This is a genomic window from Chryseobacterium sp. GTID13, from assembly GCF_056172655.1.
Window position 1 is genome coordinate 20,565 of record NZ_JAOCMB010000007.1, and the last position, 14,224, is coordinate 34,788.

Here is a 14,224-nt window from a genome sequence, read left to right on the forward strand (position 1 = left end):
CTGCTTACTTTTAAGAAAATTATTCTTTTTTATTCATTGTCTTTTTTCAGCTGCTCTATTTCTGTCTGAAGCTGGCTGATAATATCTTTCAAAGCCTTGATTTCATTTTTGTTGGAACTCACATTACTTTTGAGCATTACATTTTTGGCTCTTTCATTATGGTCTTCATCATCTTCATCCTCGTTGATTTCCTCAATGTCTTCCTGGATATCTTCAATGTCCTCGTTGATCTCCTCGATATCCTCACTGATCTCTTCAATGTCTTCGCTGATCTCTTCGATATCTTCCTGAATGTCTTCAATGTCTTCACTGATCTCTTCGATATCTTCCTGGATATCTTCGATCTTTTCATGGCTCTTGTTGACAGACATCTGAATGAAAATAGCCAGATAAATTGCTTCTAAAGAGACTACTGTGGTAAGGATCAGAAGCATTTTATCAAACTCAACAATATTGAGCATGGGCAGAAGAAATGAGATGATAAAAAATAAGGTATGAACAATAAGTGAAGGGATAGATCCCACCCACCAAGTAATACCATTGGCTATTTTCTCTAAAGCTTCTGTTTTTTCTTTTTCCTTTTTCATCTTTTCTGTGTTATAAAAGTTCTTTGGTTACTCCAAGACCAAACAGGGCAAAATCATACTTTGCCGGATCATTTTCATCGAATTTCCTGATGGCAGCATCCAGTTCTTCCACGGTTTTCCAGTCGTTCTGAGTTCTGAAAACCAGTCCGAGCTTTCTGGAAATATTCCCGGTATGTACATCTAACGGAATCGAAAGGTGTTTCTGGTCTATATTCTCCCAAATACCAAAATCCACGCCACGTTTGTCTTTCCTCACCATCCATCGTAAAAACATAATGATCCTTTTGGAGGAAGAGTTTTTATAAGGAGAGCTGACATGTTTATGGCTCCTGTGCTTTTCTGTTTCCAGGAAACTGCTTCTGAATCTTTCAATAGCATGTTGGAAATTCGTCTCCTGATCTTTTACAAGGAATAGGTTTTCCAGACTTTCATTTTCTTTATAGATTTTATGGAACTGCCTGATGAAGTAAGCAAAATCCTCACCGTTGAATGTTCTGTGAATGCTTTTGTCCTGAAGAGTTTCCAGGTCCTTTTCAGAATGGTTCAACACGAAATCATAAGGAGAATTTCCCATGATATCCAGCATTTTATCTGCTGACCGGATGATGGATTTCCGGTTTCCCCATGAAATAGTGGCTGCCAGAAAACCTGCAATTTCGATATCCTGTTTTAAGCTGAAACGGTGCGGAATCTGTATAGGATCATCTTCAATAAAGTCAGGACTGTTGTACTGATCTGCCTTTTCATTCAAAAAGCTTTTTAGTTCTTCAAAATTAAGCATACAGGTTCTAAATTTTTACGCTTTCCAGTGCTTTTGGTAGAAAGGTATTGGGAAAAACATTTCTTGCCTCATCAGTAAACACTGTCAGGTCTGCATACCGGTTTGAAAAATGTCCCAGGATCAGTTTTCCCACTTCGGCTTTCTGAGCGATCATTGCTGCTTCCAAAGCAGTGGAGTGTCCCGTATAGTCTGCCATTTCTTTCAGATCGTGAAGGAAGGTGGATTCGTGATACAGGGCGGTTACATTTTTAATGATCGGGATCACTGTTTCAAGATACCGGGTATCGCTGCAGAAGGCATAGGAAACAGGAGGTGCTGGATCCAGGGTCAGCACTTCATTTTTAAGGACATACCCATCCTTCAAAATAACATCTTTTCCTGCTTTTATATTGTGATAATCGCAGGTTTCTATTTCGCTGTACTTGGCAATTTCCTTCATATTCAGGTGCCTGTCTTTGGGTTTTTCTTTAAAAAGATATCCGTTGCAGTATATCCTGTGATCCAATGGAATGGTATATACTTCTACCCTGCTGTCCTCATAGATCTTTTCAGAATAATCTTTATCCAGCTCATGATAAATCACTTCAAAACCCCTGTGCGTTTCTGTAATGGTAAAGATGGTTTCCAGCATTTTCTTGATTCCTTTCGGCCCGTAAACATGCAGGGGAATATCTCTCCCCAACAAACGGAAGGAGGCAATGAGACCCGGAAGACCAAAACAGTGATCCCCGTGAAGATGTGATATAAAGATATGATTGATCTTTGAAAATCTCGCTTTCGCTTTTCTTAGCTGTACCTGGGTTCCTTCTCCACAATCGATCAGGAAGTGTCTTTCTTCCATTTCCAGCAGCTGTGCCGTAGGTGAAGAATTAATGGTCGGAATAGCCGAATTGAAGCCTAATATCGTTAAATAAGTACTCAAATCAATAGTTTATTGTAACAAATGTACGACAGAAAATCTAAACATAAATTTAAAGATTCAGGTTTAAATGCTGAAAAGCATAGAATATTATTCTTTTACTTTTAAGAAGTCCAGAAAGAGGTCTAATGCCTGTTTGCGGTGGCTGATCTTATTTTTATCTTCAGGATTCATTTCCGCAAAAGTTCTGTCATAACCTTCAGGAACGAAAATAGGATCGTAACCGAACCCTTTGTGTCCTTTATTTTCTGTAAGTAAATTTCCGTGTACTCTTCCTTCAAAATAGCGGGCACCATTTTCGTCATAATAGCAAAGAACAGTAATGAAATAAGCTTTTCTATTTTCCTGACCTTCCAGCTCGCTTAAAACCTTTTCGATATTTTTTGCAAAATCATGGTCTCCTGCATAGCGGGCAGAGAAAATTCCCGGTCTGCCATCCAGAGCCTCTACAACAAGCCCACTATCGTCTCCTAAGCTGGGAATTCCGGTTTTTTCGAAACAATATTTCGCTTTGATCAGGGCATTCGCATTGAAAGAATCGCCATCTTCTACAATCTCTTCGTGAATATCATAATCTGTAAGGCTTTTTACGGTAAAATCGTTTCCTAAGATCTGTTGTATTTCTTCTTTTTTGTGTTCGTTATGGGTAGCAACTAATAATTCCATTATTTCTAAAAATTTTCTATCTTGAAGTTTTTTATCTTGTACTCTGCTTTAATATATCTGTTTAATTCCTTAATTATATCTTTAGCTTCGTTTCGTAGATCCGCCTTATCTGAACTATCGTTAAAGGTTCGGAAAATCTTTGTCGGATTGATAATCAGAACCGGTTTTATCATATTATTCCTCAGTCTTATTTCGATGGTTCCATACATCCTTCTTATCGATTTTTTTCTAATATAAGCCTGTTCATCTTTGCCGGATATGATGAATTCTTTAATATCCTGAAGTTCATAGGTGTCCGATATAAGTAATGTTTTTCTGTGAACAAGTTTTCCCTCTTTTTTTAAAATTCTGACAATATTTCTTCTGACTCTGATAATCATAGAAACAGCATCAATAAAAAACACACACCCTGCAATAAGAAACCCTGCACCTATAACCAGTTCCAATATTGTATTTTTATAAACAGCCCCATATAGAAAAAGGGAACCTATTGATAGAGGTAGTATGGCTATGGTAAGTTTAACAGCAAAATCAATCCAGTCTTTTTTCGAGAGAGAATAATGCAATGAAACTATTTCTTCATTTTCTTCAATTGAAAAGTTACCGATCTGCTTTATCATGAAAAGTTACATTTCAGTATAGTGTACTTTGTTCCTTACCGTAAAAAGATAATAAAACAAAGAAAAAAGTACAATTCCGGCAGCTAAAATAACCCATTCGGAAATTTTAAAAGCATCGGCAAAGCTTTCGCTTTTGGTATAAGTGACCAGCAATGAAGAACACAGATTGTTAAACCCATGCAGCAACATTGGCAGCAGCAATGATTTTGTTTTGTAATACACCAGCCCCAATACACATCCCAGTAATACTGCTCCTACAAACTGCCATGGATTGGCATGAACCAGTCCAAAGATAATGGAGGCATAGACAATAGCTCTCCTGGGATCTACTCCTTTATTCATGAGTCCTTTCTGAATAATTCCCCTGAAAATAATTTCTTCAAAAATAGGTGCCATAATCACAGTCATGATGATCATAACTACCGGTTCAAAGGTCAACTGCTCCATAAGCTGTGAGAAAAATTCATAATATTTTCCCCAGAAAGGGCCTGTAGTCGGTATGAGAGAGGTGATAAATTCTGAAATAAACATCATCCCGATCATCATAGGAAATATCAGGAGGTAGGTATAAAAATTCGTTGGTGAAAAATTGAAGTTCAGTTTTTTCCGGTGGAAGGTCTTACGATAAAAAAATCAAAAAAGGCAATAGCAGTTAAGAATCCGGCTGCATTGGTCACCATCAGAAACCAATCTTTCAGTTCGAGATTTTCCCTGAAAGCAATTTTCCAGAAACTGCCGAAAAAGAAACAGCCATTGTTCCTATAAATAACCCTGCCAGTAAAACAAGACCGCCTATCCATGTAAAGGTAAACTTCGGATACCTGCTATTTTCCATACTTTTCTCTGTAAAAAGTTTATAAAAACAAAGGTAATTTTTTTGAAAGCCTTAGGCAACTAAAAAGGGAAATTCTTGGATACAGGTTTCGGGGTGCGGGTTTCGAGTTCTGGGTTTTCACTGTTGAAAAGTTTTAAAGATTAAGTGTTTTAGAGTTTGATGGCTTTGATGAAAATATAAATTATTCAATTTTGCTTCATTGCCGTTGGCTTCGAGAGCCTCAGCCAACTAATATTTGTTGTTCATTCATTACTTATTGGGTTATACACTTCTGAGCCACAAACTCGAAACCCGCAACTCGCAACCGTAACCCGAATCCCACAACTTATTCTCTCAAATTATTTGAAACCTCGTAAAAAATCCCGATTTTTGCAACTTCAAAATACACTATGTCAGACTTAATCAAAGAAATACAAAAAAGAAAGACTTTCGGGATTATTTCCCACCCGGATGCCGGAAAGACAACCCTTACAGAAAAGCTGCTGCTTTTCGGGGTGCTATCCAGGAAGCCGGTGCGGTAAAGTCCAATAAAATAAAAAAGGAGCTACCTCCGACTTTATGGAAATCGAAAGACAGAGAGGGATCTCCGTGGCGACTTCCGTATTGGCTTTTGAATACAGAGACCACAAAATCAACATCCTGGATACACCGGGTCACAAAGATTTCGCTGAAGATACCTACAGAACCTTAACAGCTGTAGATTCTGTAATCGTTGTGATTGACGTTGCCAAAGGGGTTGAGGAACAGACTGAAAAACTGGTGAAGGTCTGCAGGATGAGAAACATCCCGATGCTGGTATTCATCAATAAACTTGACCGTGAGGGTAAAGATGCGTTTGATCTTTTGGATGAGGTTGAGCAGAAATTAGGACTAAGAGTGGTTCCGCTATCTATTCCAATCGGTATGGGAAGTGATTTCCAGGGAATTTACAATATCTGGGAGAACAATATCCAGCTGTTTCTGGAAGAAAAGAAACAAAAAGTAGGTGAAACTATAAAATTTGACGATATCAATGATCCTTCAATAGATGAGGTAATCGGCGAAAAAGCTGCACAGAATCTGAGAGACGAGCTTGAGCTTGTTCAGTCTGTGTATCCTGAATTCAACCGTGAAGATTATATGAACGGTGATTTGCAGCCGGTTTTCTTTGGTTCGGCTTTAAATAATTTTGGAGTCCGTGAGCTATTGGATGCATTCATTGAAATTGCTCCGATGCCTCAGCCTAAAGAAAGTGATGTACGTATTGTGAAACCGGAAGAGACTAATTTTACCGGATTCGTTTTCAAAATTCACGCGAATATGGATCCTAAACACAGGGACCGACTTGCCTTTGTAAAAATCGTTTCGGGAACATTTAAAAGAAATGAAAACTATCTACTGGTAAGAGAAGGCAAAAAAATGAAATTCTCTTCTCCTAATGCTTTCTTCGCCGACAAAAAAGAGGTGGTGGACGAAAGTTTCCCGGGAGACATCGTAGGACTTCATGATACAGGAAGCTTCAGAATTGGGGATACATTGACAGGAGGAGAAAAACTGAGCTTCAAAGGAATTCCGAGCTTCTCACCTGAACATTTCCGTTATATCAACAACAATGATCCTCTTAAAGCCAAGCAGCTGGCAAAAGGTATTGACCAGCTTATGGATGAAGGGGTTGCCCAGTTATTTACCCTGGAAATGAACAACAGAAAGATCATCGGAACGGTTGGTGCGCTTCAGTATGAGGTTATCCAGTACCGTCTGGAGCATGAATATGGCGCCAAATGTACATATGAGCCTCTTTCCATGCATAAAGCATGCTGGGTGGAAGCTGATGAAAAGTCTGAAGAGTTTAAGGAATTTGCAAGATTAAAGCAGCGTTTCCTTGCAAGAGATAAGTATAACCAGCTTGTATTCCTTGCAGATTCTTCGTTCACTATTCATATGACGCAGGAAAAGTTCCCGAATGTGAAACTGCATTTTATAAGCGAATTTCAACAAAGCTAAATTGTGATAAAAACAAAAAACCGTTCAGAAGAACGGTTTTTTTATTTATTGTGATGATCTGTTATCTAGGTACCATCATTAGTTTCTTAACAATTTTTTCCCCATCTACGGTAACATGAATCATATAGGATTCGGTAGGTAAATGTTTTAAGTTAATCTGCTCCAGAAGTTCATCAAATATATATTTGGTCTTTTTAGGAACAATCAGTTTTCCATCCATTGAAAATATTTCGTAAGTAACAACGTACGGACGAAGGGGAACCTGTCTTGGGAAATCTGCTTTGATATAAACATATCCATCATTGGAAGGTACAGGATAGATCATCAGCCCCTGGTATACTCTTGTAGGTATTACCGGATTTCTTGGATCTGGTCCCGGATCTACTACCGCTGATGAATTAATTGTAAAGTTCTTTAAATTGACATTAAAGAATATATTATTAGCAGCTTTCACCATAATTCTGGCATTATTGGTAATGGTACCAAGACCGCCCGGAACAGTATAATTATAAGAACCTGTATTAGGAGTGCTTGCCACCAAAACAGTTGAGAACGTAAGACCTCCGTCTTTTGACAACAGGATTGTTACATTAGGTGCGCTTATCGGTGCCGCTGTTGTATTGGCTACATCCCATGTAATTGGATACGACTGACCCTGAGTCCAAACAACTCCGGTAGTGTTTTGTGAAGTTACGTTAAACGGGCCTGCAGCTGCATTTACTGTAACTACCATATCATCAGAATTGTTTCCAGAACCTCCCGCTCTGTTGTCACGAGTAGTAAACCTGAAGTTATAGGTTCTCGCAACATTCGATAAAGCTTCTACAGCAATTTCTGAACCTTGAGTGGTCGTGCTTCCAGCTAATACCGAAGTCATTGCTGGAAAATATCTGACAGGAGTAGTTTGCGGAGTCCAGGATCTGAAAGTAGGACCAGAAGCTTTTGTTGCAGTTGCCGCAGAGTTTGCTCCGGTTTGCCCGGAAACGGCTTTATCCATTTGCTCCCAGATATAGGTCAAAGTATCTCCATCTCCGTCAGTACCTGTTCCTGTAAGCACAAATGGAGTGCCCTTCGGAATGATATAATCTAATCCTGCATCAGCTGTAGGAATCGTATTTCCGGTATTGGTAACTACCGGGCAGGTTTTTGTTTTAATGTTATTGGTAATCTGCTGAATGCTTATAGCATGGAAAAACGGATCTGAATGTTGTTGCACATCCTGGTTGGTAATCCCTGCATATCCCATAATGGTAGACCCTGAACCGGGCTCCATATTTACCCCTGCTGATTCAATATTGTGAGAAAATGTATGGTTCCCTCCAAACTGATGCCCCATTTCATGGGCAACATAATCAATATCAAAATTATCACCAGATGGAATACCATCTGCCGGCGAAGTATATCCACTTCCTTTTGATCCATTGGTACAAACGCAGCCAATACAACCAGCATTTCCACCACCACCGGTTGCTCCGAATAAATGGCCGATATCGTAGTTTGCTTCTCCAATCGTCGCAGTTAAATTACTCTGTAACTCAGCATTCCAGTTATTCATTTGAGCTGAAGGGGAATAAGGATCCGTAGCTGCATTCGTATAAATTACAGTATTATTGTTGGCAATAATGACCATTCTTGCAGAGAAATCTTTTTCAAAAACCCCGTTTACACGAGTCATTGTATTATTCATCGCTGCCAGTGCACCCACTACTGTTCCTCCGAAATAGGTTGTATATTCACCTGTACAGGATAAGGCTAACCTGAAAGTTCTTAATTTTCCGTCATCAGCATTGGGTCTTGCGGTAAGATCAGAATTATTCAGACCTTTTTGAGCCACATCAAGCACCGTACATTCAAATTTATCTAAACTCTCTTTTTTGTCTGATTTTTTATAAACGACATAGGTTGAAAGGTCTTTCGTATAGGGCTCGATAAAAACCGCCGATTTGTTTCCATAAATCTCCATTGAAGATAATCCCAGTGGTGAAGTACTGAAATAAATGGTAGAACCAGGGTCGTCCTCACCTACCCCGACATAAGATTTAATATCCGGGTATTTTGCTGCCAATTCAGGATCGAAATTTGAGTTTTCTCTTACTTTGAAATTTTCAAACTCGCCATTGGAATTCGGGAAAGAAATAATAATATCAGACTTTCCTTTAGCTGCAAATCTTTTGGGTGCTTTCGCCAAAGCATTCTTTAAATTATCAAAATCAAGACTATAGATTCTTGGGTGAAGAATGCTGGTCTTATTTTCAAAGATTTCAGAAGTATTTTTTGAGACACTTCTTTCCAAAGCCGGCTTGTTTGTGCAAAAAAAACATTGGAAATAAGAAATATCCCCATCAAAAGTATTTGTTTTTTCATATAGTTTTTCTTTTTTAAACTTATTATTACGGTTATTAATCTTTTTAATATTAAATAATATAATTTCATCATCAACAAATGTGGATGATTGCGCTATTAAAAACGAGAACAAAACACACGTCTTTCATTATAAAATCTTAAAAAGCAAATGTAAATATTATAATATTCATAATCAGCATTTGAATGTTATTTTTCAAAAAAATGTTAAATTTATTATAAAACAATCACAAAAAATATAACCCGTTACCATTATTCACTAGGAAAAATACAAGACAATAATGAATAAAACAGATTGTTATTCTATGTATTTTTTATAAAGCTTTATTTTTTCAACCTGATGATTATAAAAAAATAATCATTTAATTTATTGTTGAAAATAATTTTCATTCAATTTGTTTTTGTAAATCTTTTGTAAAATAAGTTCAATAAATTGATTTTCAATTTATTAAAATTTTACCAGAACAATACTTTCTATTTACAAAAGTATGCTTCCGTTCCACCACTAATTTTACTTCATCAAAATTAATGTTATGAAAAAGTTCATATTACTGGTAGCTGTATCCGGCACTTTCATTATGTGCAAAAAGGCAGAAGCAACAAAATCCCAGATAGAAGATACTATACATGCGTCAGACAGTACAGCTGCTGCTGTGAATGAAACCATAAGTTCCATAAGCAATACTGCGGATAAAGTTTTAGATTCGGCCAATGTCAGGATAAAAGACTTTGATGATACTAAAGGTGAAATTCAGCAGAAAATAGAAAATACCTCCAAAATGGTTGACTCCTTATCTGATAAAATTTCTTCCATAAAACTGGAATCAAAGATCGAAAAAAAGGATTCGGCAGAGAAAAAAGCCGAAAAAATTGTGGTGAATGTCCCGGCTCCAAAAGTTATTAAAGAAACAAAAATTGTTTACAGGGAGAAACCTCAGAATGATGCTTATGAGCTCAAAAATAAGATGGTGAAAACCGCTATTCTTTCAGTAAAAGCGGACAATGCGGAAACCGTAAAGGAACTTGTAAAGGAAGAGACGGTAAAGAATAACGGTTTTATAAAAAGTGAAGAGCTTTCCTATATTGCTACAGAACCAGCCAACAGAAGCTCTTACGACGAAAACAGCCAGAGAGTATACTATATGGATATTAAGGTTCCGATGCAGAATTTTGACGGCTTAATGAATGACCTGAGTGATATCGGTGATATTGAGACCAAGAGCATACAGACTTCCGGAGACAGCTATGCAGAAAATACGTTATGTACCATAACCCTGACCCTCACAGATCAGTCAGAGCATAAAAAAGCTCCTGAAACTTTCGGTGAAAAATCTTTGGCAGCAGTTTCCTCCGGTTGGAATGTGATCACTTCTGTATTCTTATTTATCCTTCCATTATGGCCTTTATTCCTGATCGGTGGCATAGGATATTATTTTTTCAAGAAGAGAAATAATCAATCGACTGGCAACCCTCAATAATTTTATTTTAATAAAAATCAAATCCCTGTAGGATAGCTTCTTCGTATCTTTAAGCATTCGCAATTGAGGCTGTATGACAGCTTGTAGAATATCTGATTTTAATAAGTATGTAATTTAATCAACCGACTTTACCTTGGTTAAATGTATATTATAAAAGTGGTTTGTAAATGGAAAGGCTCCCGATTGGGAGCCTTTCACTATTTCATATTCACTACTTTGTCTACGATAAACTTTGTGTTTCCTCTCCACGGAAGCGCGCCATTGTATTCTTTGTAATGAAGATCGAAAGTTTTGCCGCTGTTGGTCTCCAGCTGCTTGAAAATTTCAGGATCTTCTACAGAAAATTCAAATTCATAGCTTGTAATGGTTCCGGTCTTTCCTTTTCCAAAACCTTCCTGAATGAGTTTTCCTTCATATGTTTTGAAAACATAGCCTTTTTTCATGGCATAATTCAGATAGCCAGACTTCACTCCTTCCCCGAAGACGAAATAATATTTATACCATACCGTTACTCCTATCAGAAGAAGAATTACACCGAGGCTGATCCACAAAGTTTTTTTCATAAGAAGTGTGTTTTATAGTTATTATTTAGCGATGCTTCTGGAAATCACAATTTTCTGGATTTCAGAAGTACCTTCGTAGATCTGCGTGATTTTCGCATCTCTCATCATTCTTTCTACGTGGTATTCTTTCACATATCCGTATCCACCGTGGATCTGTACGGCTTCAATAGTCGTATCCATAGCCACCTGAGAAGCATATAATTTGGCCATTGCACCGCTTTCAGAGATATCTTTACCTGCATCTTTCTCACATGCAGCTTTGAAGCACAACATTCTTGCCGCCGTAATCTGAGTAGCCATATCTGCCAATTTAAAAGCAATCGCCTGGTGGTTGATGATCTCAGTTTTGAAAGCTTTTCTTGTTTTAGCATATTTCAGAGCCAATTCGTAAGCACCTGAAGCAATACCCAATGCCTGAGAAGCAATACCTATTCTTCCTCCATTCAATACTGCCATGGCAAAATTGAATCCGAATCCGTCTTCCCCGATTCTGTTTTCTTTCGGTACTTTTACATTATTGAAGATCAAAGAGTGCGTATCACTTCCTCTGATTCCCAGTTTGTCTTCTTTCACCCCTACTTCAAATCCTTCCCATCCTCTTTCAACGATGAAGGCATTAATTCCTTTATGCTTTTTCTCAGGATCCGTCTGTGCAATGACAATATAGTAAGTAGCAGTACCTCCATTGGTAATCCAGTTTTTGATACCATTCAGAAGGTAATAATCTCCTTTGTCTTCTGCTGTTGTTTTTTGGGAAGTAGCATCAGAACCTGCTTCAGGCTCGGATAATGCAAAAGCACCTATAACTTTTCCGCTCGCAAGAGGGGTAAGGTATTTCACTTTTTGTTCTTCGGAAGCAAATTTTTCAAGACCTGCACAAACCAGAGAGTTATTTACGGACATTACAACCGCTGCAGAAGCATCTACTTTTGCGATCTCCTCCATTGCCAGAACGTAAGAAACGCTGTCCATCCCTGCTCCTCCGTATTTAGGATCTACCATCATTCCCAGAAGTCCCATTTCACCCATTTTCTTCACTTGCTCCGTAGGGAATTTCTGATCACGGTCTCTTTCAATAACTTCAGGTAGTAGTTCATTTTGTGCAAAATCTCTTGCAGCCTGCTGAATCATCAGCTGTTCTTCCGATAAATTAAAGTCCATAAAAAATAATAATTAGATAGCCGTAAATTTACACTTTTTAACGAAACCTGAAAATAGAATTGGAAATTAGGGCTGGAAGGCGGTACAGATTCAAATTCAGGATGAAAATAGATGATTTACCAACATCTGTATTTTTGAGATAATAATGATGAATTCTTGTGATTATTATGGCAGGCATTCAATTAATTCACGATTGATGATTTGTGATGATCACAATTAAAAAAAATGCTTATATTTAAAATTCTTTAAAAATTGCTTAAAAAATCATGACAATCAAAAGATTATTCGATATTCCAAACTACGCTTTAGAAAAATTTCCTAAAGCGGACATGTTTGTGACTAAATACCAGGGTGAATGGAAAAAAACTTCAACACTGGAGTTTATCAACCAGGGAAATAAAATATCCAGGGGATTACTGAAGCTGGGTATAAAACCCGGTGACAAGATTGCCCTGATCACTACCAATTCCCGTACGGAATGGGCGGTGATGGATTTCGGGCTATCCCAGATCGGTGTAGTTTCGGTTCCTGTTTATCCGAGTATTTCTGCTGAAGATTATGAATTTATATTTAATAATGCTGAAATACAGTATTGCTTTGTATCCGATAAGGAACTTCTTGCCAAGGTAATGAAGGTGAAACATAATATCCCTTCACTTCAGGGAATTTTTACTTTCGATAATATAAGCGGGGCCGCCAACTGGAAAGAGATCCTGGATCTTGGCGAGGACGATTCTACACAGATTGAGGTGGAAGATCTTTCCAATGCCATCAATTCTGAAGACCTGGCTACCATTATTTACACTTCAGGTACTACAGGAAGACCCAAAGGAGTGATGCTGACCCATCATAATATTGTTTCCAATGTGTTAGGTTCTGTTCCGAGGATTCCTAAGAAAAAAGTCTGGATTACAAGGATACAAGAGTTCTGAGCTTCCTTCCTATATGCCATATTTTTGAAAGGATGCTTTTTTATCTTTTCCAATACAATGGTTTTTCAGTTTATTTTGCTGAAAGCATTGATAAAATGGGTGAAAATGTGAAAGAAGTAAAGCCGCATTATATGAGTGTGGTACCCAGACTGGTAGAAAAAGTATATGATAAGATCTACAACACCGGTTCTTCAGCCGGCGGGCTTAAATCAAAAATATTCTTCTGGGCTTTAGATTTAATCAGTAAGAAAAAAGACATTTCCAAACCTTCCGGATTACAGGGAATCATTGCAGATAAACTGGTATTTTCTAAATGGAGAGAAGGATTGGGAGGAGAAATCGTCACTTTGGTTTCCGGTTCCGCCGCTCTGTCCACAAGATTGAATCTGATGTTTCAGAATGCCGGTATCCCTATCTTAGAAGGTTACGGTTTAACAGAAACCTCTCCGGTTATTTCCGTAAACAGTTTCGAAAAAATGAAGATCGGTACAGTGGGCAGACCACTGGATAATTTACAGGTAAAGATTCAGGAAGATGGCGAAATCACGGTAAAAGGTCCATCCGTCTTCAAAGGCTATTTTAAGAATGATGAGATGACCAAAGAAGCTTTTACAGAGGACGGTTATTTTAAAACAGGAGATATCGGGCATATTGACAGTGAAGGATTCCTTCAGATCACTGATCGTAAAAAGGAAATGTTTAAAACCTCAGGCGGAAAATACATTGCCCCTCAGACTATTGAGAACCAGGCTAAAGCTTCAAAATTCATTGAACAGATTATGGTTGTGGGAGATGGCGAAAAAATGCCATGCGCATTGGTACAACCTGATTTTGAATTTGCCAAAAACTGGGCCATGAGAAATAACCTGAATATAGGTTCCACCCCTGCAGAAATTGCCAAAAGCCCTGAATTAAAAGAAAGAATAGAAAAAGAAATAGATGGGATTAATGAGCATCTCGGAAACTGGGAAAAGATCAAAAAAATTGAGCTTACCCCTGAAGTATGGGCGATTGATACTGGCCTTCTTACCCCAACTTTAAAGCTTAAGAGAAAAGCGATAAAAGAGAAATTCATAGATCTGTACAATAAAATGTATGAACATCATGACTAACAATACGAAAGCTGCTTCGTTTCTGAAGCAGCTTTTTTTATGTTTCTTGGCTATGTTTTTGGTAAAACCGGAGATTGATTTTTTAATTTATTTGAACGGGCTGAAACCTTTCTATATCCGGATATCGTCAGCACATTAAATAATTCTACTCTTTACTCTAATGTCTTAACAAAAATGTGTTTCATTTTTTAAATACAGAAAGCTATGCTTATGTCCTTTCATTAAA

The 14,224-nt window shown here is 37.7% G+C and carries 11 protein-coding genes and 2 pseudogenes; 3 read left to right on the forward strand and 10 right to left on the reverse strand.

Features of this window, described 5'->3' with window-relative positions; translation table 11 throughout:
• Nucleotides 1-29: 29 nt before the first annotated feature.
• The 7 genes from N4G44_RS19205 to N4G44_RS19235 all read right to left on the reverse strand — a co-directional run bounded on the left by N4G44_RS19205 (nucleotide 30) and on the right by N4G44_RS19235 (nucleotide 4,408).
• Nucleotides 30-587: a DUF1003 domain-containing protein gene (locus tag N4G44_RS19205; protein ID WP_040995868.1), complete on the reverse strand. Its 558-nt coding sequence runs from the start codon at nucleotides 585-587 to the stop codon at nucleotides 30-32.
• Nucleotides 588-597: 10 nt separating this feature from the next.
• Nucleotides 598-1,368 carry a TIGR02757 family protein gene (locus tag N4G44_RS19210; protein ID WP_474929094.1) on the reverse strand — a complete coding sequence of 257 codons (771 nt, stop codon included), beginning with the start codon at nucleotides 1,366-1,368 and terminating at the stop codon, nucleotides 598-600.
• 7 nt (nucleotides 1,369-1,375) lie between these two features.
• Complete coding sequence (locus N4G44_RS19215; RefSeq protein WP_474929096.1) at nucleotides 1,376-2,290, reverse strand: ribonuclease Z; 915 nt, start codon at nucleotides 2,288-2,290, stop codon at nucleotides 1,376-1,378.
• 87 nt (nucleotides 2,291-2,377) lie between these two features.
• A complete protein-coding gene (gene rdgB, locus N4G44_RS19220; protein ID WP_474929099.1) occupies nucleotides 2,378-2,953 on the reverse strand; it encodes an RdgB/HAM1 family non-canonical purine NTP pyrophosphatase in 576 nt (191 codons plus the stop codon).
• A gap of 5 nt (nucleotides 2,954-2,958) precedes the next feature.
• The gene (locus N4G44_RS19225; protein WP_474929101.1) at nucleotides 2,959-3,573 is read right to left on the reverse strand and encodes a hypothetical protein; all 615 of its coding nucleotides are present in this window, start codon (nucleotides 3,571-3,573) and stop codon (nucleotides 2,959-2,961) included.
• Nucleotides 3,574-3,579: 6 nt separating this feature from the next.
• The gene (locus N4G44_RS19230) at nucleotides 3,580-4,107 is read right to left on the reverse strand and encodes a lysostaphin resistance A-like protein (protein ID WP_474929103.1); all 528 of its coding nucleotides are present in this window, start codon (nucleotides 4,105-4,107) and stop codon (nucleotides 3,580-3,582) included.
• A gap of 160 nt (nucleotides 4,108-4,267) precedes the next feature.
• On the reverse strand, nucleotides 4,268-4,408 hold the full coding sequence (locus tag N4G44_RS19235) for a hypothetical protein (protein WP_474929106.1): 141 nt from the start codon (nucleotides 4,406-4,408) through the stop codon (nucleotides 4,268-4,270).
• Between the two features lie 389 nt (nucleotides 4,409-4,797).
• On the opposite strand from N4G44_RS19235, the pseudogene N4G44_RS19240 reads away from it, so the two are divergent.
• Nucleotides 4,798-6,391 (forward strand): annotated as a pseudogene (locus N4G44_RS19240) (peptide chain release factor 3).
• A gap of 61 nt (nucleotides 6,392-6,452) precedes the next feature.
• Here N4G44_RS19240 and N4G44_RS19245 read toward each other — a convergent pair.
• Complete coding sequence (locus N4G44_RS19245; protein ID WP_474929109.1) at nucleotides 6,453-8,684, reverse strand: reprolysin-like metallopeptidase; 2,232 nt, start codon at nucleotides 8,682-8,684, stop codon at nucleotides 6,453-6,455.
• 601 nt (nucleotides 8,685-9,285) lie between these two features.
• Here N4G44_RS19245 and N4G44_RS19250 point away from each other — a divergent pair.
• Complete coding sequence (locus tag N4G44_RS19250) at nucleotides 9,286-10,230, forward strand: DUF4349 domain-containing protein (RefSeq protein WP_474929111.1); 945 nt, start codon at nucleotides 9,286-9,288, stop codon at nucleotides 10,228-10,230.
• Between the two features lie 197 nt (nucleotides 10,231-10,427).
• Here N4G44_RS19250 and N4G44_RS19255 read toward each other — a convergent pair whose 3' ends face one another.
• Together N4G44_RS19255 and N4G44_RS19260 are read right to left on the reverse strand one after the other, a co-directional pair.
• A complete protein-coding gene (locus tag N4G44_RS19255; protein ID WP_034704893.1) occupies nucleotides 10,428-10,793 on the reverse strand; it encodes a hypothetical protein in 366 nt (121 codons plus the stop codon).
• A 21-nt stretch (nucleotides 10,794-10,814) separates the two neighbouring features.
• Entirely contained in the window at nucleotides 10,815-11,954 is a 1,140-nt protein-coding gene (locus N4G44_RS19260; protein ID WP_040995855.1) for an acyl-CoA dehydrogenase, read from the reverse strand.
• A gap of 266 nt (nucleotides 11,955-12,220) precedes the next feature.
• Here N4G44_RS19260 and N4G44_RS19265 point away from each other — a divergent pair.
• Nucleotides 12,221-13,998 (forward strand): annotated as a pseudogene (locus tag N4G44_RS19265) (AMP-dependent synthetase/ligase).
• Nucleotides 13,999-14,224: the final 226 nt, after the last annotated feature.